Annotated in this window: 3 protein-coding genes; all 3 read right to left on the bottom strand. The window is 73.1% G+C overall.

The genetic code is table 11. The features are described 5' to 3' along the window. Positions 1–701 (bottom strand): beta-ketoacyl synthase N-terminal-like domain-containing protein (locus ABZV91_RS06875; protein ID WP_355236566.1); only part of this gene is annotated, 701 nt, incomplete at its 3' end. A gap of 27 nt (positions 702–728) precedes the next feature. Then, complete coding sequence (locus ABZV91_RS06870; protein ID WP_355236563.1) at positions 729–15,443, bottom strand: SDR family NAD(P)-dependent oxidoreductase; 14,715 nt, start codon at positions 15,441–15,443, stop codon at positions 729–731. A gap of 94 nt (positions 15,444–15,537) precedes the next feature. After that, positions 15,538–21,699 (bottom strand): SDR family NAD(P)-dependent oxidoreductase, encoded by a 6,162-nt coding sequence (locus tag ABZV91_RS06865; RefSeq protein WP_355236560.1) that lies wholly within the window; start codon positions 21,697–21,699, stop codon positions 15,538–15,540. Positions 21,700–22,219 lie beyond the last annotated feature (520 nt).

Raw genomic sequence — 22,219 nt, 5'->3', positions numbered from 1 at the left:
CCACCCGCCAACGCCAGCGACGTATCCCCCTGCCGCAACGCCTGACACGCCAGATGCAACGCCACCAACGACGACGAACACGCCGTATCCACCGAGACCGCCGGGCCCTTGAAACCCAGGGTGTAGGCGATCCGGCCGGACAGCACGCTGTTGGACACCCCGAGGTAGGCATGTCCCTCGGTCTCCGCGGAGATATGCGCCGATCCGACCCGCGGACCGTAGTACTGGTGGATCACCCCGGCGAACACGCCGGTATCGCTGCCGCGCAGCGACGCCGGGTCGATACCCGCGTCCTCCAGCGCCTCCCACGACGCCTCCAGCATCAGCCGCTGCTGCGGATCCATCGCCGCGGCCTCGCGCGGGCCGATCCCGAAGAAGGCCGCGTCGAACTCGCCGATGGCGTCGAGGAACCCGCCCTCCCGCGTGTACACGGTGCCCGGCACATCCGGGTCCGGGTCGAACAGCCGCGCCAGATCCCAGCCCCGGTCGGCGGGATACTCGCCCACCGCGTCCACCCCGCCCGCGGTCAGCTCCCACAGCTGGTCGGGCGTGCGCACTCCCCCGGGGTAGCGGCACGCCATCCCGACGATCGCGATCGGTTCCCGCGACCGGTCGGTGAGCTCGCGCAACTGCTGTTTGGTGTCGTAGAGCTCTTTCGCGGTCTTCTTGAGGTACCGGCGTAGCTCGTCGTTGTCGGCCATCGGGGTGGAGCTCCTGATCATGCTGGTTCAGCTGAGGTTGTCGATGAAGTCGAACAGCTCGCGGTCGTCCGCGGCGTCGAGGTTTTCCGCGGCGGCGGCGCCCGGGTCGAGCTCGGCGGGGGCGGTGCCCTCGAGTTCGCGCAACAGCGTGGTCAATCGGTTCGCCAGACCGGTCCGGTCGGTGGGCGACAGATCGGCCACCGCGCAACTGCGCGCCAGCGATTCGATCTCGGCCGTGATCCGCTGGACCGGATCCTCGTCCGCGGCGATCTCCCGGCGCAGGAATCCCGCCAGCGCCTCCGGAGTCGGATAGTCGAACACGGCGGTCGCCGGCAGCTGGGTGCCGACCGCGGTGCGCAACCGGTTGCGGAACTCCATGACCCCGAGCGAATCGAACCCGATCTCGCTGAACGGCTGATCCGGCGCGGTCGCCTCCGCGCTGCTGTGCCCGAGCACCGCCGCGGCCTGGACCCGGATCACCTCGAGGATGATCCGCTCCTGCTCCGCGGCCGGCCGGCCGGCCAACTGCGCCGCCAGATCCGGCGGTTGGGCCGCGCCCTCGGCCGCGCGGCGTCGCGCGGGCCGGACCAGCCCGCGCATGACCGCGCGCACCTCGGCGGGATCCTGGGCACCGAGCGCCGCGCGGTCGATGCGCACCGCGGCGAACACCGGCCCGCCGTCGGCCAGCGCCGCGTCCAGCATCGCGGTGCCCTCCGCGACACCGATCGGCGTGAGACCCTCACGGCGCAACCGCCCGAGTTCGGCCGCGCCCAGGGCCGCGGTCATCCCGCTGCCCTGCTGCCACGGACCCCACACCAGCGAGGTCGCGGGCAGGCCCAGCAGGTGGCGGTGCCGGGCCAGCGCGTCGAGGAACATATTGGCCGCGGCGTAATTCGCCTGGCCCGGATTGCCGATCACACCGGCGATCGACGAGTAGAGCACGAAGGCCGACAGATCCAGGTCCGCGGTGGCCTCGTGCAGGTTCCATGCCGCGTCGACCTTCGGCGCCAGGACCGTCGCGAACTGCTCCGGTGTCATCCCGGCGAGCAGGCCGTCGGCCAGCACGCCCGCGGCGTGCACCACCGCGGTCAGCGGATGCTCGGCCGGGACGGCCGCCAGCACCGCGTCGAGGGCGGCGCGGTCGGCCGCGTCGCAGGCGACCACCTCCACCTCGGCGCCGAGCCCGGTGAGTTCGGCGGCGAGTTCGGCGGCGCCGGGCGCGTCCGGGCCGCGCCGGCCCGCCAGCACCAGCCTGCGCACACCGTGCGCGGTGACCAGGTGCCGCGCGGCGATCGCCCCGAGCCCGCCGGTGCCGCCGGTGATCAACACCGTGCCGCCGGGCCGCAGCGGGGCGGGCACGGTCAGCACGTTCTTACCGATGTGCCGGGCCTGGCCGAGATACCGGTAGGCCTCCGGCGCCTGCCGGATATCCCACGCGGTGGTCCGGGCCGGCGCCAGCGCTCCCGCTTCGAAGAGATCCACGAGCGCGGTGAGGATTTCGCCGAGCCGATCCGGGCCCACCTCCATCAGCATGAAGCTGTGGTAGTCCACGCCGGGATGTTCGGCCGCCACGATATCGGGGTCGCGCCGGTCGAGCATGCCCATCTCCACGAACCGCCCGCCGCGTGGCAGCAGGCGCAGCGAGGCGTCCACGAATTCACCCGCCAGCGAATCGAGCACGATATCCACACCGCGCCCGTCGGTGGCGGCCAGGAACTTGCGCTCGAAGTCGAGGGTGCGGGAATCGCCGATCACCGAGTCGTCGAAACCGAGCTCGCGCAACACTTCCCATTTGGGCGCACTGGCCGTCACCAGTGTCCGCAACCCCAGGTGCCGCGCCAGCTGCACCGCCGCCAGCCCGACTCCGCCGGTGGCCGCGTGCAGCAGCAGGGTCTCACCGGGGCGGGCCGCGGCCAGATCCACCAGACCGTAATAAGCCGTCGCGTAGACGATCGGCACCGCGGCGGCCCGCGCGAACGACCAGCCGCGCGGTATCCGCGCGAGCAGTCGCTGATCGGTCACGGCTGTCGAACCGACCCCCGGGATCAGGCCGAAGACCCGGTCCCCCGGGGCGAAACCGGTGACATCGGCGGCGACCTCGAGCACGACGCCCGCTCCTTCGCCGCCGATCCGGCCGTCCGGATCCGGATAGGTGCCGAGTGCGATCAGGACATCACGGAAGTTCAGGCCCACCGCCCGCATGCCGATCCGGACCTGCCCGGGCGCCAGGGGCGCCGGTGGTTCCGGATCGTGGGTGATCCGGAAGTTGTCCGCGGCCAGGGTGCCCTTGTCGCGCAAGGTCAGCGCCCACGCGGCAGTGCCGGTGGCCGGCACCGTGAGCGCGGCCGCGCCGGCCCGCTGGATGCGGGGTACATGCACCGCCGCGCCGCGCACCGCCAGCTGCGGTTCCCCGTCGTGGGCGAAGACCGCCGCGAGCGCGGTCCGGTACCGGGTCCGGTCGTCCAGATCGAGTAACAGGATGCGGCCCGGATTCTCGCTCTGCGCGGTCCGCAGCAGTCCCCAGCCCGCGGCCGCGGCCGCGTCCACCGGCTCACCCGGGTGCACGGCCACCGCCCGCTCGGTCACCACCACCACGCGGCGGTCGTCGGCCGGTAGCCGCCGGAGCCGCGCGCCGAGTTCCAGAACCGACTCCCGAACCGCCGCCGGCAGGTCCGCGCTCCCGCGGTGCGCCGGAGCGAAGTGCAGAACAGCCACGTCCTCACCGGCGACGGTGACGATCTCCCCGTCGGCCGTCTCCGTCCAGGGACCGGGCTCGGGCAGCTCGGGACGCTCGGGCAGTTCGCCCCAGGCGAACTCGTAACCGGTCCCTTCGGCCGGGCGCCCGGCCCCGAGCGCGTCGGCGGCCAGCGGGCGCAGGGTGAGCCCGCCGATCTCGGCCACCACCATGCCCGCGGAGTCGGCGAGGGTCAGCGCGACCCGCTGCCCGTCCGCCGCGGGATCGGCGACCGCCGCGCGGACCCGCAGCGTCGCGGCCCCGGTGGCGTACAACGCCACGTTCTCCCAGACGAAGGGGACCACGACCGCGCCCTCCCCGGCGACGGGAGCGAGACCCCCGTGCAGGATCGAATGCAGCGCGGCGTCCAGCAGCGCCGGATGCAGCGCGAAATCGGTGTGCTCGGCCCGCACCGGTTCCGGCAGCGCGACCTCGGCGAACACCTCGCCGTCGCGCCACCACAGCGCGGTCAGTCCCCGGAACGCCGGTCCGTAGCCGTATCCCCGGCCGGCCAGGTCCGCGTACGCGTCCCCGATATCCACCGCGGTCGCACCCGGCGGCGGCCAGCTCGCCAGTTTCGCGTCGAAGGCACCGGCCGCCCCCGCGGCGGTCACCGTGGCGACCGCGTGCCGCAGCCACGCATCGTCGCCGGCGGTGCGGTCCTCGTCCTCGGGCCGTGAGTACACCGACACCGTCCGCGTCCCACCGGCGTCCGGACCGGACGCGACGACCCGCAGCGCCACCGCGCCGGTCTCCGGGATGGGCAGTGGCGCCTCGATCACCAGCTCGGCCAGCCGCGGGCATTCCAGCAGGGCGCCCGCGTGCAGCGCCATCTCCACCAGCGCGGCCCCGGGCAGCAGCGCCACCCCCGCGACCGCGTGATCGGCCAGCCACGGCCGGCCCGACCGGGTCAACCGGCCGGTGAACACCACGTCCGCCGAATCCGGCAGCCGGACCAGCGCCCCCAGCAACGGATGGCCCGGATCGGTCATCCCCGCCTGTCGCACATCGGCCACCACCGCCGCCCGGGCCCAGTAGCGCTGATGCTGGAACGCGTAGGTCGGCAACTCCACCCGCGCGGCCGGCAGGCCCGCGAACAGCGGCGTCCAGTCGACCTCCAGGCCCGCGATATGCGCCCACGCCAGCGCCGAGACGAACCGGTCCACCTCCGATTCACCTCGCCGGGCCCCGGCGACGACCACCGATCCGGCCTCGGTCTCCGGGGTGTCGGCCAGCGACTGCCGGACCATGGCCGTGAGTACCGCGTCGGGGCCGACCTCCACGAACCGGCGGACCCCGGCACCGGCCGCGGCCGCGATTCCGGGCGCGAACCGCACGCAGCCCCGGACCTGATCCGCCCAGTACCGCGGATCGCGGAGCTCGCCGGTCACCGCGGTCGCCGAGAGGTTGGACACGATCGGCAGCTCCGGTTCCCGGTAGGTCACCTCGGCGGCGACCGCGGCGAACTCGCCGAGTACGGGTTCCATCAGCGCCGAGTGGAAGGCGTGGCTCACCCGCAGCCGGGAGGTCCGCACACCGGCCGCCACGAACTCGGCCTCGACCGCTTCGATACCGGACAGTTCACCGGACAGCACCACCGCGGCCGGACCGTTCACCGCGGCCACCGACACCCGGTCGCCGTATCCGGCGACCGCCGCCCGCGCCGCGGCCTCGGTCACCGCGACCGGGAGCATGGCGCCGCCCTCGGGCAGGGCGCCCATCAACCGGCCCCGCGCGGCCACCAGGGCACAGGCCTCCGGCAGCGACCAGAGACCGGACACGTAGGCGGCCGCCAGTTCACCGATACTGTGACCGATCAACAGATCCGGTGTGACACCGAAGGATTCCAGCAGTCGCACCATCGCCACTTCGAAGGCGAACAGCGCCGGCTGGGTCCACTCCGTCCGATCCAGCACACCATCCGGATCAGCGAACATCACCTCCCGCAACGACCGCCCCACCAACGGATCGAACTCCGCGCACACCTCGTCCAACGCCGCCGCGAACACCGGGAACACCGCGTACAGCTCCCGGCCCATCCCGGCCCGCTGCGCACCCTGACCCGTGAACAGGAACGCCGTCTGCCCCGGCACGGCCGAGCCCTCGATCGTCCCCGGGGCACCGGCCGCCACCTGCGCGAGCCCGGCCGTCAGCTCGTCGCGGTCACGCCCGACCACCACCGCCCGCCGTTCGAGCAGCGCCCGCGCGCCGGCCAGCGACCGGCCCACCAGTCGGATATCCACCTCCGGGTGGTCCTGCACCCAGGTCAGCAGCCGCTGCGCCTGGGCCCGCAGGGCCGGTTCCGTTTTCGCCGAGAGCACCCACGGCACCGCCGCGATCTCGGGCAGCTCCCGCACGTGCGGCTCGACCGCCGCGGCCGGGGCGGGGGCCTGCTCGAGGATCACGTGCGCATTGGTTCCGCTGATCCCGAACGACGAGACACCGGCGCGGCGCACCCGCCCGCCGGCCGGCCACGGCCGCGGCTCGGTCAGCAGCCGGACCGCGCCGGCCGACCAGTCCACATGGGGGCTCGGCTCGTCCGCGTGCAGGGTGCGGGGCAGCGTCTCGTGCCGCAGCGCCTGCACCATCTTGATCACCCCGCCGACTCCCGAGGCGGCCTGGGTATGACCGATATTCGATTTCAGCGCGCCCAGGCGCAGCGGCTCCCCCGCGCGGTCGTGCCCGTAGGCGGCCAGCAGCGCGTGGGCCTCGATCGGATCGCCGAGCGCGGTGCCGGTGCCGTGCGCCTCCACCACGTCGATATCGCCGGGCCGCAGCCCGGCATTCGCCAGCGCCGCCGCGATCACCCGCTCCTGGGACGGACCGTTCGGGGCGGTCAGGCCGTTGCTGGCACCGTCCTGGTTGATCGCGCTGCCCCGGACCACCGCGAGAACCTCGTGGCCGAGCCGCCGGGCATCGGACAGCCGCTCCACCACCAGGACCGCCGCGCCCTCGGACCACGCCACGCCGTCCGCGTCCGCGGAGAAGGATTTGCAGCGCCCGTCCCGGGCCAGCCCGCGCTGCCGCGAGAATTCCTGGAAGACCATCGGTGTCGCCATCACCGTCGCGCCGCCCACCAGCGCCAGCGAACTCTCTCCCTGCCGCAGCGCCCGGCAGGCCAGATGCAGCGCGACCAACGAGGACGAACAGGCGGTGTCCACCGTGATGGCGGGCCCCTCCAGGCCCAGCGCGTAGGACACCCGGCCGGACACCACACTGCCGACCGCGCCGGTGACCACGTACCCCTCGACCTCGGGTCCGGCCTGCCGGGTCACGGTCTCGTAGTCCTGGTACATCACACCCGTGTAGACGCCGGTATCGCTGCCGCGCAGCGCGACCGGGTCCAGTCCCGCGTGCTCCAGCGCCTCCCACGACACCTCGAGCAGCAGGCGCTGCTGCGGGTCCATCGCCGCGGCCTCCCGCGGGCCGATGCCGAAGAAGCCCGCGTCGAAATCACCCGCGTCGTAGAGGAACCCGCCGCGGCGCGTGTACACGGTCCCCGGTGTGCTCGGATCCGGATCGAACAGCCGCTCCAGATCCCATCCGCGATCCGCCGGGAAATCGCCGGTCGCGTCGCCACCGGCGGCCACCAGATCCCACAGGTCCGCCGCCGAACCCACGCCGCCCGGGAAGCGGCACGCCATCCCCACGATCGCGATCGGCTCGTCCACCGGCACCGGCCGCGCCGGATCGGGACGCGTCACCGCGGCGCCACCGGCGGCGGGCGGTTCGATCCGGGACAGGACGAACCGCGCCACCGCGGCGGGTGCCGGATGATCGAACACCAGGGTCGAGGGCAGCGGCACACCGGTGGCCTCGGCCAGCCGGTTGCGGAACTCCACCCCGCCCAGCGAATCGAATCCGATCTCGTCGAACCGCTGTTCGGCGCCGATATCGGCGGCCGAGGTGTGCCCGAGCACCGCGGCCGCCTGCGCGAGGACCACGTCCAGGACGAGCGGCAACCGCCGCGCCGGTGGCAGCCCCGCCAGCCGGGCGCCCAGACCGGCGGGCTCCGCGGGGCGGGGCGCCCGGCGCGCATACCCACGCAACACGGTGGGCAGCGCGCCCGGATCGGCTTGTCGCCGCACGACATCCGGGTCGAAGGCCAGCGGCACGAGCCGGGCTTCGGGACGCCCGGCGGCCAGGTCGAACAACCGCATTCCCTCGGCCGCGCCGAGCTGTTCCAGCCCCATCCGGCGCCACCGCGCCAGTGCGACGCGATCGAGCGCGCCGGTCATCCCACTGCCCTGCTCCCACGGCCCCCAGGCCAGCGAGACCCCGGCCAGCCCCGCCGACCGGCGACGCTGCGCGAGCGCGTCCAGGAAACCGTTGGCGGCGGCGTAGTTGCCCTGACCCGCCGAACCGATCACCCCGGCCACCGACGAGAACAGTACGAACGCCGAAACCTTGCGGTCCCGGGTCGCTTCGTCCAGATTCCGGGCACCGTCGACCTTGGGCGCCAGCACCCGGTCCACTTGTGCCTCGGTCAAGGTTCCGACGGTTCCGTCCGCCAGTACCCCCGCCGTGTGGACGACCGCCAGCGGCTGCCCGGGATCGATTCCGTCGATCAGCTCCCGCACCGCGGCACCGTCGGTGACATCGCAGGCGACCACCCGCACCCACGCCCCGGATCGCTCCAGTTCCGCAGCCAGTTCGGCGGACCCCGCGGCCGCCGGGCCTCGCCGTGAGGTGAGCACCAGCCGGCGCACCCCGTGCGCGGCCACCAGGTGGCGGGCCAGCAGCGCGCCCAGTCCGCCGGTCCCGCCGGTGATCAGTACCGTCGCCTCCGCGAATCCGGCCGGTTCCGCGGGCTCGGGGGCGGCCCCGCGGGTGAGCCGCGGGACCAGCAGCTCGCCGCCGCGCAGCGCGGCCTCCGGCTCGCCGCCGCCCAGCACCGCGCGGATCCGCCCGAGATCCACCGGATCGTCGTTCTCTTCGTCGACCAGCACGAACCGCTGCGGGTTCTCCGCCTGCGCCGAACGCACCAGCCCCCGGACCGCGGCGGCCACGGGATCGGCGACCTCCCCGGGCAGACCCGCACCGTTACCGGTGACCACGACGAGCCGGCTGCCGGCGACGGCGCTCTCGGCGAGCCAGGACCGCAGGACGGCGAGGGTCGCGTGCACCCGGGCCCGCACCCGATCCGGTTCCGCGGCCCGGTCGTCCGTCATCGGTCCGGCGGCCCGCCACACCACTGCGTCCGGGACCGCTCCGGCCGCGGCGAGCGCGGCCACCGATGCCCAGCTCTGCTCGACTCCGGCCACCGTCGTCTCCGTCAGCACCGCCACCGAAACCGGTTGCGCGGTCGCCGCGGTCGTTTCCCAGCGCACCTCGTACAGGTCGGCCCCACCGGTCGCCGCCCCGAGCGAGGCCACGGCCACCGGCCGCAGCGTCACCGCGGCGGCCGTGGCCACCGGCGCGTTCCGTGCGTCGAACAGGGACAGCGTGATCCGGCGCTCACCCGCCCGCGCATCGGCCACCCGCAACCGGACCCGCGCCGCGGCGGCGCCGGAACTGTGCAGCTCCACGGTGTCCCACGAGTAGGGCACCAGGATCTCGCCCGGGCCCGCGAGTTCGACCACGCCGCCGAGCAGCAGCGCGTGCAGGGCCGCGTCCAGCAGTGCCGGATGCACGCCGAAGCGGGACGCCGAATGCGCCGCCGGATCGGGCAGCGCCACCTCCGCGAATATTTCGTCGCCGCGCCGCCACAGCGCGGTGAGCCCGCGGAACTGCGGCCCGTAACCGTAACCACGGTCGGCGAGATCGAGGTAGCCGTCCTCGACACCCACCGGCTGCGCACCGGCCGGCGGCCAGTTCTCCGCGGCCGGCACCGGTTCGACCGGCGCCGCGGACGCCGCGACCAGCGTCCCTGTCGCGTGCCGGACCCATTCGGCGGGTTCGGCGGAACCGGTGCGCTGGGGCCGGGAATGCACCGAGACCACCCGCGCACCCCGGGCATCGGGCGCACCGGCGCGCACCCGCAGCTCCACCGCGCCCCGCGCCGGCAGGATCAGCGCCGCGGTGACCACGAGGTCGGCCAGGCGCGGGCTGCCGGTCAGCGCGCCGAGGTGCAGCGCCCATTCCACGAACGCGGTACCCGGCACCAGGACGGCGCCCCCGATGGCGTGGTCGGCCAGCCACGGCTGTGCCGATATCGACAACCGGCCGGTCAGCACCACGCCCTCGGTATCGGGCAGCCAGACCGCCGCGCCCAGCAGTGGATGCCGGGCTTCGTCGAGCCCCGCGGCCACCACATCGCCGGCACCGCCCGGAGTCAACCAGTACCGGCGGTGTTCGAACGCGTAGGTCGGCAGCGGTACCCGTCCCGGCGCCCCGCCGGCCAGCAGTGGACGCCAGTCCACCTCCACGCCCGCGATGTGCAGCCGGGCCAGCGCCGTCACCAGCTGGGTCACCTCGTCGGCGGATCGGCGGACGGCGGCCGTCACCACGGCCTCCGATCCGGCCGGGCTCTCGGCCAGGCATCCGCGCACCATCGCCGCCAGAGCCGCGTCCGGACCCACCTCCACGAAACGGCGGACCCCCTGGGTGACAGCGGTCGCCACCCCGGGCGCGAAGCGGACGCAGCCGCGCACCTGGCGCACCCAGTACTCGGGGTCGGTCACCGCGTCCCCCGCCGGTTCACCGGTCAGGTCGGACACGATCGGTAGCAGCGGCTGCCGGTAGGTCACCCCTTCGGCCACCGCACGGAACTCGGCCAGCATCGGATCCATCCGCGCCGAATGGAACGCGTGACTCACCCGCAGCCGGTTCGTCCGCACTCCCGCGTCGGTCAGCTCGCGTTCGATCTCCGCGATCGCCTCGGCGTCACCGGAGAGCACCGTGGCGGAGGGATCGTTGATCGCGGCGACGGAGACACGGTCGGCGCGAGCCCCGATCGCGCGCACGGCAGCCGTCTCGCCGACCGCGACCGCCAGCATCGCCCCGCCCGCCGGCAGGGCCCCCATCAACCGCCCACGCGCCGCCACCAGCGCACACGCGTCCGGCAGCGACCAGACGCCGGCCACATAGGCGGCGGCGAGTTCACCGATCGAATGCCCGATCAGCAGATCCGGCGTCACCCCGAACGATTCGAGCAGCCGGACGAGCGCCACCTCGAACGCGAACAGGGCGGGCTGGGTGAATCCGGTCCGGTCCAGCGCGCCGTCCGGGTCGGTGAACATCAACTCCCGCAGGGAGCGTCCGAGCAGCGGATCGAACTCCGAACACACCTCGTCCAACGCCGCCGCGAACACCGGGAAGGCACCGTGCAGGCGCGCGCCCATACCGGCGCGTTGGGCCCCCTGGCCGGTGAAGAGGAACGCGGTACCACCGGACACGGTCTGTCCCGAAACCGTTCCGGCCGGAGCGGAACCGGCGGCGAGTTCCGCCAGCCGGGAGACCAGCTCCGCCCGCTCGCTGCCGAGCACCGCGGCCCGGTAGGGGAACCGTGCGCGGGTCTCGACCAGCGCGCGGGCGACGGCAGCCGGATCGGCGCCGGGCCGCTCGTCCAGCCAGTGCCGCAACCGCGCGGCCTGTGCCCGCAGCGCCGCCGGGGATTTCGCCGAGATCAGCAGCGGCAGCGGACCGGCCGTGGGCGCGGGCTCCGCGGCGCCGGGCGCCGGTGCGGCCGGTGCCTCCTCAACGATCACATGGGCATTGGTGCCGCTGATCCCGAACGACGACACACCGGCGCGGCGCACCCGTTCCCCGGCCGGCCACGGTTCCGCCTCGGTCAGCAGCCGTACCGACCCGGCGGACCAGTCCACATGCGGGCTCGGGGAGTCCACGTACAGGGTGCGCGGCAGTGTCTCGTGCCGCAGCGCCGCCACCATCTTGATCACCCCGCCGATACCGGCCGCCGCGACGGCGTGGCCGATATTCGATTTCAGCGAGCCGATCCGCAAGGGTTCGTCACGACCGGTTCCGTAGGCGGCGATCAGGGCCTGCGCCTCGATCGGATCACCCAGCGTCGTCCCCGTGCCGTGCGCCTCCACCGCGTCCACATCACCCGGCACCAACCCCGCGTCCGCCAACGCCGCCGCGATCACCCGCTCCTGCGACGGACCGTTCGGCGCCGTCAAACCATTGCTCGCCCCATCCTGATTCACCGCCGAACCGCGAAGCACCGCCAGCACCTCGTGCCCGTTGCGCCGCGCATCCGACAGCCGCTCCAGCACCAGGACACCGACACCCTCGGACCAGGCGACACCGTCGGCCGCCGCCGCGAACGCCTTGCAGCGCCCGTCCGGCGCCAGACCGCGCTGCCGGGCGAAATCCACGAACAGGCCGGGGCTCGCCGAAACGCTCACCCCGCCCGCCAGCGCCAGTGAGGTCTCCCCCCGGCGCAGCGCCTGTCCGGCCAGATGCAGCGCGACCAGCGAGGACGAACACGCGGTGTCCACGGTGACCGCCGGACCTTCCAACCCGAACAGGTAGGCGACCCGGCCGGAGATCACGCTGTGCGAGGTCCCGGTGAGCCGGAAACCCTCGTATTCGCCGGTCACCGCGCGCTGATAGCCGGAGGAGGAGGCGCCCACGTAGACACCGGCATCGGTGCCGCGCAACACCGCCGGATCGATACCGGCGTCCTCGAGGGCCTCCCAGGACGCTTCCAGCATCAGTCGCTGCTGCGGATCCATCGCGGCCGCCTCACGGGGACCGATCCCGAAGAAACCCGCGTCGAAATCTCCTGCGCCGGAGAGAAACCCGCCCTCACGCGTGTACACGGTGCCCGGCCGGTCCGGGTCCGGATCGAACAGCCGGTCCAGTTCCCAGCCCCGGTCGGTGGGGAACGGGGTGATCGCGTCGCGGCCCGCGGCGAGGAGCTGCCACAGGTCCTCCGCCGAGGCCACACCGCCCGGGAACCGGCAGCCGATACCGACGACGGCGATCGGTTCCTCGGACCGCTGCCGGGGCGCGGCCCGGCGCACCGCCGGGGTCACGCCCTCCAGACGGGCACGCAGCAACCGGGCCACCGCGAGCGGGGTCGGCTGGTCGAAGATCAGTGTCGCGGGCAGGGCCACACCGGTCACCGCGGCCAGGCGGTTGCGCAGCTGCTGCCCGCTCAGCGAATCGAACCCGAAGGCGGTGAAGGGCCGGTCGGGGTGGATGTCTCCGGCCGAGTCGTGGCCGAGGAGCGCGGCCGCCTGCTCGGCCACCACAGCCAGGACCAGCGCCTCGCGTTCCCGTTCGGGCGCGGCGGCCAGCCGGGACGCGAGGGGGTTGTCCGGCACCGAGCCCACCGGTTCGGTGACCCCGCCGGGCCCCGGCACCGGCGCGGCGGTCACCCCGCCCGGCTCCACGACCGCGGTCTCCGCGGCCGTCCCCGAGACCGCCGGTGACACCGCGGTGAGCGCGGGAGTCCCGCACCGGCGCCGCTGGAAGGCGTAGCCGGGCAGCTCCACCCGGCGGAACGACCGCTGCTCCGGCACCGGCGTCACGTCGAACCCGGCGCAGTGCGCCTGCGCGAGCGCGGCGGCGAACCGGTCGGGGCCGCCGTGGTCGCGGCGCAGGGTGCCCAGTACCGCCACCCGTTCGGCAGTGCCCGCCGCGTCCGCGCTCGACTCGATCGCGGAGACCACTACCGGATGCGGGCTCACCTCGATGAACGTATTCATCTCCGCCGCCAGCAGCGCCTCGATCGCCGCGCCGAAACGCACTTCCTCGCGCAGGCCTCGATACCAGTACCGCGCGTCCAGGCCCGCGGTGTCCACGAACTCGGCGGTCACCGTCGAGAAGAACGGCACCGAGCCGGATACCGGGCGCACCGGGGCCAGGTCGGCCAGCACCCGATCCCGGATCTGTTCCACCGCGGCCGAATGCGACGCGTAGTCCACCGGAATCCGTTTGGCCCAGACACCGTCCGCGGCACAGGCGTCCAGGAAGTCGCCGAGCGCGTCCGCCGCGCCGGAGACCACGGTCTGGCCCGGTGCGTTCACCGCCGCCACGGACAGCCGGCCACCGAACGCCGCCAACCGCCGCGCCACCTCGGGTGCGGCCGCCCCGACCGAGGCCATACCGCCCGTGCCCGCCAGCCCCTCCGCGACGGCCCGGGAACGCAACGCCACCACCCGGGCCCCGTCGTCCAGGGACAGACCACCCGCCACGACCGCCGCGGCGATCTCGCCCTGGGAGTGACCTACCACCGCGGCCGGCCGCACTCCGGCGGCCTGCCACCTCCGTGCCAAGGACACCAGCATCGCGAACAGGGCCGGCTGCACGACCTCCACCCGATCCAGTGACGCGGCGCCCGGGGCCCCACGCAACACGTCGGTCAGCGACCAGTCGACATACGGCGCCAGCGCCGCCTCACATTCCGCGATCGACGCGGCGAACACCGGGTCCGCGGCCAGCAGTTCCGCGCCCATACCCAGCCACTGGCTGCCCTGCCCGGGGAACACGAACACCGCACGCCGCGCGGCGGCCCGGCCGGTCACCACCTCGGGCCCACCGGCCACCGATTCGGGCACCGGCTCGAGCAGCGCGGTCAATCCGGCACGCATCCGCTCGGTGTCGTACCCCACCACCGCGGCCCGCCATTCCAGCGGGGTCCGGGTATGCCACAGCGACTGCGCGAGATCGGCGGCATCGATACCGGGTTGCCCGGCCAGTCGATCCCGCAGCCGTACCGCTTGCTTCCGCAGCGCCGCCGGAGTGTGCCCGGACAGCACCCAGGTCACCGGCGATGGCGCGGCACCGGCCGCGCCCGGCGCCGCGGCAGGGGACTCCCCCGGCACCGCGGCCGGCGACCCGGCGGGCGCTTCCTCCAGCACGACATGCGCGTTGGTGCCCCCCATCCCGAACGACGACACTCCCGCCCGCCGCGGCGCGGCACCGCCGGTCGCGGTACGCCACGGCTCGGTGCCGGTCGGGACACGCAACCCGAGCTCCGACAGCGGGATCCGCGGATTGGGCGAGACGAAGTTCAGGCTGGGCGCGATCTCCCGGTGGCGCAGGCACAGCGCGGTTTTGATCAACCCGGCGATCCCGGCGGCGCTGTCCAGATGTCCGATATTGGTTTTGACCGATCCGACCGACAGCCGGGCGCCGCCGGTCCGCCCGGCGCCGTAGATCTCACCGAGCGCCGCGGCCTCCACCGGATCGCCCGCCGGGGTTCCGGTGCCGTGCAGTTCGACATAGTCCACGGTCGCCGGTTCCACCGCCGCGGCCGCGAGCGCGTCCCGCAGCACCGCCGCCTGCGCCGCGGCGCTCGGGGCGCTCAGCACCCGTCGCTCGTTACCGCTGTTGACCGCGCTGCCGCGGATCACCGCGTAGACCCGGTCGCCGTCCGCGACGGCCCGCGCCAGCGGTTTGAGCACCACCATGCCGCCGCCCTCACCGCGCACGGTGCCATCGGCGCGACTGTCGAAGGTGAAGCATTTCCCGGACGGTGAGTGGGCGCCGAACTGTTCGTAGCGGGCGCCGCTCAGCGGCGACAGGATGAGATTGAGCCCGCCCGCCAGCGCCACCTCGGATTCCCCGCCCCGCAATGACTCACAGGCGAGGTGCACGGCGACCAGCGAAGAGGACTGTCCGCTGTCGACCACCAGACTCGGCCCGGTGAACCCGTAATGGTTGGAGATCCGATTGGCGGTGACGCCGCGCCCGACTCCCGGCAGCGAATACCGCCCCACCCCCGCGATCCCCCGCGCGGCCACCATCTCGGCGAAGTCGGTGCCGGAACCGGCCAGGAACACACCGACCCGGCCACCGTCGCGATCCCGGAATCCCGCGTCGTCCAACGCCTCCCAGCTCAGTTCCAGCCCGAGCAGCTGCTGTGGATCGATCGCGCGGGCCTCGTTGGGCGAGACTCCGAAGAATCCGGCGTCGAACTCCGAGGCCGAATCGAGGAAGCCGGCGGTTTCGCCGAGGCCCGCGCGGTCGGCGGGCGCCGCACCGATGGCGTCGCGTCCTTCGCGCAACAGCCGCCAGAACGCGTCCAGGTCGGGGGCGCCGGGCATCCGGCACGCCATACCGACAATGGCGATCTCATTCGCCGACTCGACCATGGGGTTTCCTCAATCTTGCCGATTTCGCTGAAAAGCACTGTGGGATGGGGGAAGTGACCGGACCGCAGGCGTGCGCCGTGCCGGTCCGCGGCGCTCAGGAGGGCGGTTCCCCGGCCGCCGCGCCGAGCGAGCCCAGCCACTGCCGCATCCGCTCGGCCACCACCGGTACCGCGTCGTCGATGACGGTGAGATGGTCGGCCGGGATCTCCACGGTCACGCCGCGGTGTTGCCACTGCGGCACGGGTTCGGGCAGGGCGAGACCCGGCATCGTGGTGGTCGCCCGCAGCACCAGTGTCGGGGCGGAGATCGGCAGCGCGGGCCGGCTGCCGTAGATCCGCGCGTAGTCGGCCATCACCACCAGCGAGCGGTCGTCCACGGCGATCAGCTCGTGACCGCTGTCCAGTGCCAGGCCGAGCGCGCTGGCGAAGACCGCGCGATTACCGGCTTCGTCGTCGGGTGAATAGGTGTCGATCATCGCGACCCCCAGTGCCGGCCGCCCCCGCGCGGCGAGCCGGCCCGCGAGCCCGTGGGCGAGCGCGCCGCCGATCGAGTACCCGGCCAGGACGAAGGAGCCGGCGCCGACCGTGTCGAGGGTGATATCGGCGAGCTGATCGAGTAGCCCGTCCCAGGACGAGGGCAGCGGCTCCCCCGGCCGGGTTCCGGGCAGCCACAGGGCGTGCACCGAGAAGTCGGAACCCAGTTCCCGGGCCAGTTTCCCGAACTGGTGCGGTCCGTTGCCGATCAGGAAGGACGGCACGCAGATCACCGTCGGCCCATTGCCTCCGCGGGCCAGCCGCATCGGCTTACCGATATCCCCCGGCCCGGCCGGGCGATCGAACGCGACGGTCAGCTCCGCGCTCTGGATCAGCAGCGGCAGCACCTCGTCGACGGCGCCGCGCCGGTGGGCCGCCACGACCAGTTCGGTGAGGCTGCCCCGCGGACCCGAGGTCGCGGCGGGCGCGGCCGCCGGTTCCGGCCCGGCGGCGGCCAGCCGCTCGCTCACCATCTCGGCGACCGCCGCGGCGGTGGGATATTCGAACACGAGCGTCGACGGCAGAGTCAACCCGGTGAGCGCGGCCAGCCGGTTGCGGAACTCCACCCCGCCCAGCGAATCGAACCCCAGTTCGGCGAACAGCGCGTCCGGATCGACGTCCGCGGCCGAACTGTGCCCGAGCACCAGCGCGGCCAGCGCCCGGATCTCGTGCAGCGCCAGGTCGTAGTGCTCGGCTTCGGGTGCCGTCCCGAGCCGCTGCGCCAGTGACCCGGTATCCGCCGCCGGGGCGGTGACGGGGACCCGCACCAGATCACGCAGCACCGGCGGCAGCACCCCCGACCGCGAGAGCGCGGTGAGCGCCTCGGTATCGAGCACTGCGGTGAGCGTCAGCGGATGGGTGCCGGCGAGTGCCCGGTCGAAGAGTGCCAGACCCGTCTCCGCGCCGATGGGCACCAGACCGAGCCGGGTGCGGATCTGGCGCACCATGTGCTCGGCCCCGGCCTCGCCGAGCCCCGCCGCCATACCGATCGTCCACAGGCCCCAGGCCAGGGTGTGCGCGGGCAATCCGGCCGCGCGGCGCTGCTGGGCGAGCGCGTCCAGGAAACGGTTCGCGGCCGCGTAGTTGCCCTGTCCCTGCCCGCCGAGCAGCGGCGCGGCCGAGGAGAACATCACGAAGGCCGCCAGCTCGTGGTCCCGGGTGAGTTCGTGCAGGTTCAGCGCGGCGTCGATCTTCGGACGCAGGACCCGGTCCAGCTGGTGTGGTGTCAGTGTGTCGATCGTGCCGTCGTCGATCACCCCCGCGCTGTGGACCACCGCGGTCACCGGGTGCTCGGGGCCGACCGAGTCCAGCAGGGCGGCCAGCGCCGCGCGGTCGGCGACATCGCAGGCGGCGACCCGCACCTGTGCCCCGGCCGCGGTGAGTTCGTCGACCAGTTCACCGGCCCCCGCGGCCGCCGGTCCGTGCCGGGAGACCAACAGCAACTGCCGCACCCCGTGCGTCGCGACCAGATGCCGGGCCACCAGCGCGCCCAAACCCCCGGTGCCGCCGGTGATCAGCACGGTACCGGTCCCGAAGGTCACCGGCCGGCCGTCCGGCGCACCGGCCCGCACCAGCCGAGGCACCAGCGCACCGGACTCCCGGACAGCCACCCGGGGCTCGCCGAGCGCGACGGCGTCGCACACCGCACGGGAGGTCAGCGGGCTCGTCCCGGTGTGGTCGAGCTGGACGATCCGTCCCGGATACTCCGCCTGCGCGCAGGCCAGCAGGCCCGAGACCGCCGCCGCCGCCGGATCGCAGAACTGTCCCGGTATCTCGGCGGCATCGCCGGTCACCGCGACCAGCGTGTGCTCCCCGGTCCGCTCGTCGGCCAGCCAGGTGCGCACCGCCGCCAGCGCGGCGCCGACCCGCGCCCGGGCCGCCGCGGCCGTACCGCCGGACCCGGCGGCCTCGTCGGTCCGCCAGACCACGATGCGAGGAGCGTCGGATTCCGCGAGCAGCGCGCCGAGATCCGGGAACACCACGGCGTCACCGGTGACGGGCACCGCGCCCACCACCGCGACCCGGTCGCGCGGCGCCGCGGCCGGTGCGGGCGCCGGGGTCCAGGCGAGGGTGTAGAGCGGATCGGTGCCGGCTCGGGACCGGTGCAGCATCCGGGTGTCGACCGGCCGGGCGAGCACCGATTCGATAGATATCACCGCATTCCCGGCGATATCGACCGCGTCGACACGCACCGAGTCGGTATCGACCAGCCCGACCCGCACACGCACCGCGTCGGCCGCGGGCCGGGCCAGACGCACCCCGGCGTAGGAGAAGGGCAGCGGCACCTTCCCGGCGTCGGTATCGGCCAGCCGGTCCAGGGCGGGATGGAAGGTGGCGTCCAGCAGCGCCGGGTGGACGCGGAACGGCTGTCCGTCGAGACCCGCGGGCAGGCGCAGCTCCGCGTACACCTCGTCACCGGCGGTCCATGCCGCCCGCACATCCTGGAAGGCGGGGCCGTATCCGAAGCCCATATCGGACAGACGCTCGTACAGCCGAACCGGGTCGATCGGTTCCGCGCCCACCGGCGGCCACACCCGCGTGTCGAACGCGGGTGCGACGTCCCCGGTCGTGCCGGGCGCCAGCACTCCCACCGCATGGGTCGTCCACGCGGTATCTCCGGTGGACGCACCGGCGGCGCGCGAATGCACCGTGAAGCGGCGGCCGCCGTCGCTCGCGGCGGCTTCCACCACGACCTGGATGTCCACGGCGGCCGCGTCGTCGAGCAACAGCGGCGCCTCCAGCACCAGCTCCCGGATCGTCTCCGCGGCGAGCCGGCTTCCGGCGTGCAGGGCCAGTTCGACGAACCCGGTACCCGGCACCAGCACCGTCCCGAAGACCGCGTGGTCGGCGAGCCACGGGTGGGTGCGCGTGGAGATCTGTCCGGTGAACAGCCACTCGTCCCGGCCGGCGAGGGCATGCGCGGCGCCGAGCAGATGGCCCGAGGGCTGTCCCGGCGTACCGGTGCCCGGCTCCAGCCAGTACCGCTGACGCTGGAAAGCGTAGGTGGGCAGTTCGAGCCGGTGAGTGGCCCGCCCGGCGAACAGCGGTTGCCAGGAGACCTCCAGGCCGGCGTTGTGCGCCTGGGTGAGCATCCGGGTGAACTGGGTGACCTCGTCGGCCGTGCGCCGGGCCGCGGCCGCGACGAGCGACCCGGCTTCGATCTCCGGGCGGTCGATGAGACATTCGCTGGTCATCGCGGTGAGTACCGCGTCCGGACCCAGTTCCAGGAAGCGCCGCGCGCCCGATTCGACGAGCGTGTCCACGGCGGGAGCGAATCGCACACAGCCCCGGACCTGTTCGACCCAGTAGCCGGGATCGGTCGGGTCCGCACCGGTCGCCGCACCGGTGCAGACGATCGGAATCGATGGCGCACTGTAGGCCAGACCTTCGGCGATCGACCGGAACTCCGCGAGCATCGGTTCCATCAGCACCGAGTGGAAGGCGTGGCTCACCCGCAGTCCGGAGTTGCGGATCCCCTCGCCGGCCAGCAGCTTCTCGACCGCGTCCACCGCGTCCGCGGTCCCGGAGAACACCACCGAGCGCGGACCGTTGACCGCGGCCAGCGACAGGGTCCCCGGGTGGTCTGCCAGCAGTTCGGCCGCCTCCGCCGCGGTGAGTGCCGCCGCCAGCATCGCGCCACCGGACGGGAGCGCGCCCATCAGCCGGCCGCGCGCCGCCACCAGCGCACAGGCGTCGCGCACCGACCACACACCCGCCACATGGGCGGCGGCGAGTTCGCCGATCGAATGTCCCGCCACCAGATCGGGGGCGAGGCCGAAGGATTCGAGGAGCCGGAACAGCGCGACCTCGTAGGCGAACAGCGCGGGCTGGGTGAACTCCGTCCGGTTCAGCAGTTCCGTCGCCGCCGGGTCGAACATCAGCGCCCGCAGCGAGCGTCCGAGCAGCGGGTCGAACCGGTCGCACAGCTCGTCCAGGGCCCTCGCGAACACCGGGAAGGCGCCGTAGAGCTCGCGGCCCATCCCGGCCCGCTGGGCGCCCTGCCCGGTGAACAGGAACGCGGTCCGGCCGGGTTTCGGTCCGGATTCCCGCGCCGCGGCGGCCAGCTCGGCCAGTCCCGTCAGCAGTTGTTCCCGGTCGGCGCCGACCACCGCCCCGCGACGATCCCACCGGGTCCGGTGGCCGAGCAGGGTGGCCGCGACACTCCACAGGTCGGCGGTGGGCCGGTCGAGCAGCCACTGCCGCAGTCGATCCGCCTGTGCCCGGAGCGCGTCGTCGGTCTTCGCGGAGAGCAGCAGCGGTACCACGGTGGTCTGCGCGGGGGCGGCCGTGGCCTCGGGGGCGGCCGCGTCACCGGCCGGTTCCGTCGGGGCCTCTTCGATGATGACGTGCGCGTTCGTCCCGCTGATACCGAACGAGGACACCCCGGCCCGGCGTACCCGCCCGGAACCGGCCGGCCACTGTTCGGCTTCGCTCAGTACCCGCACCGCCCCGGAGGACCAATCCACGTGCGGGGACAATTCGTCGGCGTGCAGTGATTTCGGCAGCACCTGGTGGCGCAGCGCCTGCACCATCTTGATCACGCCGCCCACGCCCGAGGCCGCCTGCGAATGGCCGATATTCGATTTCAGCGAGCCGATCAGCAACGGCCGCTCCGCGCGCCCCCGGCCGTAGGCCGCGAGCAGTGCCTGGGCTTCGATCGGATCGCCGAGCGCGGTTCCCGTCCCGTGGGCCTCCACCGCGTCCACATCCACCGGTCGCAGGCCCGCGTCGGCCAGCGCCGCCGCGAGCACCCGTTCCTGTGACAGGCCGTTGGGCGCGGTCAGCCCGTTGCTGGCGCCGTCCTGGTTCACCGCCGAACCCCGGACGATGCCCAGCACGGTGTGCCCGGCGCGGCGGGCGTCCGACAGCCGCTCCAGCACCACCACACCCACGCCGTCGGCCCAGGCCACCCCGTCGGCAGCGGCGGAGAACGATTTGCACCGGCCGTCCGCGGCCAGACCCCGCTGCCGGGCGAAGTCCAGATACAGCGTGGGGGTCGCCATGACGGTCACTCCGCCGGCCAGCACCAGGGACGCCTCACCGCGGCGCAGCGCCTGGCAGGCGAGATGAATCGCCACCAGGGACGACGAGCAGGCCGTATCCACCGTCACCGCCGGACCTTCCAGGCCCAGCGAGTAGGACACCCGCCCGGAGGCCACACTGGCCGCCGAGCCGATGGACACATATCCCTCCGCCGCCGGCCCCGACGCCTTGGCGATGGTCCCGTAATCCTGGTAGGCCACACCGGTGATCACCCCGGTCGCGCTCCCGCGCAGCGAGACAGGATCGATGCCCGCGTGCTCGAGCGCTTCCCAGGAGACCTCGAGCAGTAATCGCTGCTGCGGGTCCATGGCCACCGCTTCCCGGGGACTGATGCCGAAGAAGCCGGCGTCGAAATCACCCGCGCCCCGCAGGAAACCGCCCTCGCGGGTGTAGACCTTCCCGAACCGGTCCGGGTCCGGATCGAACAACCCGGCGAGGTCCCAGCCGCGGTCGGTGGGGAACCCGGCCACCGCATCGGTTCCGGTCGCCACCAGATCCCAGAGATCGTCGGGAGATTCGACGCCGCCCGGGTACCGGCAACCCATTCCGACGATCGCGATCGGCTCGTCGAGTCTCTCCCGCAGTTTCGCCAGGTCGTCACGAGTCGTCATCAGCTCGACAGTGACCTTTTTCAGGTACTCCAACGTCCGGCCGGAAGAGTCACCGGTGCCTTTGTCCATGTATCACATCCGCAAATTCGAAATGGGTTGCCAGAAAGCCCGGTCCGGACTTTCCGGTTTCCAGGAGAACGCTCAAAGTTGTTCGGGTCGTTTGCTTTACCCGGTAAATGAGTACACGGAGCAAAGGGCCGTCATTGTTTCGGATCAACCGCTCCGGCCACAACGCCGAGAGGATTGCGCAGAATGTCTATTTTGTCCCGTCGCCTATCGGCGTGTGTCAGACGCGCGGGACGGAGAGTATTCGATGCCTTCGGCCACTGCACGCGACCGGACGGGCTTGCCGCATCGGCCGAAAACCACCGATGACGACTTCACGAATTACATTGACGGCTCGTATCATTCGGATAAACGACCCGTGGGCGAAACCATCGAATTCACGCACACAACCCGTGGCCACCAGAACCATTTTCCCGTCCCAAGAACGAAACCACTTCTCCATCGGATTCCCCGGCACCGCGGAATCCGTGAGTTCGCCGGCCGGATCCGCCGGCCGCGCAATTACAATGCCACCGCGCTCGAA

This window comes from Nocardia sp. NPDC004568 (genome assembly GCF_040609955.1).
Taxonomy (GTDB): Bacteria; Actinomycetota; Actinomycetes; order Mycobacteriales; family Mycobacteriaceae; genus Nocardia.
This window is presented reverse-complemented; position numbering and strand designations above follow the sequence as displayed.